Here is a 2,631-nt window from a genome sequence, read left to right on the forward strand (position 1 = left end):
CAGTGATGGGCAGTTGCGGTATCTCGGTCGTGCTGATGAGCAGGTCAAGATCCGGGGCTATCGCATCGAGTTGGGGGAGATTCAAACAGCTTTGGTTGAGCTGGAGGGTGTGGATCAGGCGGCGGTGATCGCTCGGGAGGACAACCCGGGCGACAAACGGTTGGTCGGATATATCACCGGCATCGCGGATCCGGCCGCTGTCCGCACTGCGTTGGCGCAGCGGTTGCCGGGCTACATGGTGCCGGCGGCGGTGGTGGTGCTCGGCGCAATACCGTTGACGGTGAACGGCAAGCTCGACAGGCGGGCTTTGCCCGCACCTGAGTATGTCGACGTTGACGCGTATCGCGCTCCGAGCACCCCGGTCGAAGAAATGCTGGCTGGGATCTACGCCCAGGTGTTGGGTTTGGAGCGGGTCGGGGTGGATGACTCGTTTTTCGATCTGGGTGGGGATTCGTTGTCGGCGACTCGGTTGATCAATGCGATCAACGCGAGTGTGGGTGCCGATCTTGCGGTTCGTGCGGTGTTCGAGACGCCGACGGTGGCGCAGTTGGCGGCGCGGGTCGCTGAGAGTTCGGGTGGGCGTGAACCGTTGGTGGCCCAGCCCCGTCCGGCTGTTGTTCCGTTGTCTTATGCTCAGCAGCGGTTGTGGTTCCTGGATCAGTTGGAGGGACCGTCACCGATCTACAACATGGCGGTGGCGTTGCGGGTCACCGGTCATCTGGATGCTGACGCGCTGGGCCAAGCGCTGACCGATGTGGTCGGCCGCCACGAGTCTTTGCGCACGGTGTTCAGGTCGGTCGAGGGGGTTCCGGAGCAGGTGGCAGTGCCCGTCGACGAGGCCGATTCTGGTTGGCGAGTGGTTGATGCCAGCGGGTGGTCGGAAGGCGAACTGCGTGAGGCCATCGAAGCGGTGGCCGGCTACAGATTCGACCTGTCCGTTGAGATTCCGTTGCAGGCCAGGCTTTTCAGTGTTGGCGAGAACGAGCATGTGCTGGCCGGGGTGGTGCACCATATCGCGGCCGATGGCTGGTCCGTGGCCCCGTTGGTAGCTGATCTGCAGCTGGCTTATGCGAGTCGTTCTATGGGACAGATGCCACAGTGGGCTCCGTTGCCGGTGCAGTATGTGGATTACACGCTGTGGCAGCGCGGGTATTTGGGCGAGTTGGGCGACCCGAGCAGTCGGATTGCCGGGCAGGTGGGGTATTGGGAGCAGACTCTGGCGAGGTTGCCTGAGCGGTTGGAGTTGCCGACGGATCGGCCGTATCCGTCGGAGGCTGATCACCGGGGTGCCAGTGTGGTGGTGGAGTGGCCTGCTGAGTTGCAGCAGCAGGTGGCGCGGGTGGCCCGTGAGCATAACGCGACGACGTTCATGGTGGTGCAGGCCGCGCTGGCGATGTTGTTGTCGAAGCTGAGTACGAGTTCTGATGTGGCGGTGGGTGTTCCGATCGCCGGGCGTGGTGATGTCGCGCTGGATCAGATGGTCGGTTTCTTCGTCAACACGTTGGTGTTGCGGGTAGATCTGGCCGGTGATCCTACGGCTGCTGATGTGGTGGAGCAGGTGCGTCAGCGCAGTCTGGCCGCTTTGGAGCATCAGGATGTGCCGTTCGAGGTGTTGGTGGATCGGCTCAAGCCGACCCGCTCGCTGGCCCATCACCCATTGGTCCAGGTGGCGTTGGCGTGGCAGAACTTCACCGCTGATGCCGCGACGGTGTCGGCGTTGGGGGAGGCGAAGGTCAGCCCGCTGTCGGTCGACATCCACGTCGCCCGGATGGATCTGACCTTCTCACTGTCCGAACGGTGGGATGAGGCCGGTGAGCCGGCCGGGATCGGCGGAACGGTGGAGTTCCGCACCGACGTGTTCGATGCGGCCAGCATCGAAACCCTGATCGAGCGGTTGCAATGCGTACTGGCGGCTATCACGACCGACCCGGGGCAGTCGTTGTCGTCGATAGATCTGCTTGACGTGGCTGATCATGTCCTGCTGGATGAGGTCGGTAATAGGGAGGTACTGAGCGCGCCGGCGGTGTCGGTGTCGGTTCCGGTGGTGTTTGCGCAGCAGGTGGCCCGTGTTCCCGATGCGGTGGCGGTGGTGTGTGGGGATCGGTCGTGGACGTATCGGGGGTTGGATGAGGCGTCGAATCGGTTGGCGCACTGGCTGACTGGTCTGGGTGCGGGTCCGGGTAAGTGCGTGGCGTTGCTGTTTCCCCGGTGTGCTGAGGCGATTGTGTCGATCGTGGCGGTGCTCAAGTCGGGGGCGGCCTATGTGCCGATCGATCCGATGCATCCCGATGCGCGGATCCAGTTCATGCTCGGCGATGCCGAACCGGTCGCAGTGGTCACCGCCCCGAGTTTGCTTGGGCGAGTGGATGGTTGCGGCGTCACTGTCGTGGACATCGATGATCCGCGCATCGCCGCGCAACCGAGCAGCCCGTTACCCGCGCCTGCTCCGGATGACATCGCCTATCTGATCTACACCTCGGGAACCACTGGTGTTCCCAAGGGTGTGGCGGTCGCTCAGCAGAACATCACGCAGTTCGTGGGGTCGCTGGATCGGCATTTGTCACCAGAGGTGTGGGCGCAGTGGCATTCGTATTCGTTTGATGTGTCGGTGTGGGAGATCTGGGGTGCGTT

Annotated in this window: 1 protein-coding gene; it reads left to right on the top strand. The window is 63.2% G+C overall.

What is annotated here, in order from left to right:
• Nucleotides 1-2,631: condensation domain-containing protein (locus AB0I14_RS32035; RefSeq protein ID WP_358031009.1), on the top strand; the 2,631-nt coding region annotated here is incomplete at both ends.

This window comes from Mycobacterium sp. NPDC050441 (genome assembly GCF_040655355.1).
Taxonomy (GTDB): Bacteria; Actinomycetota; Actinomycetes; order Mycobacteriales; family Mycobacteriaceae; genus Mycobacterium.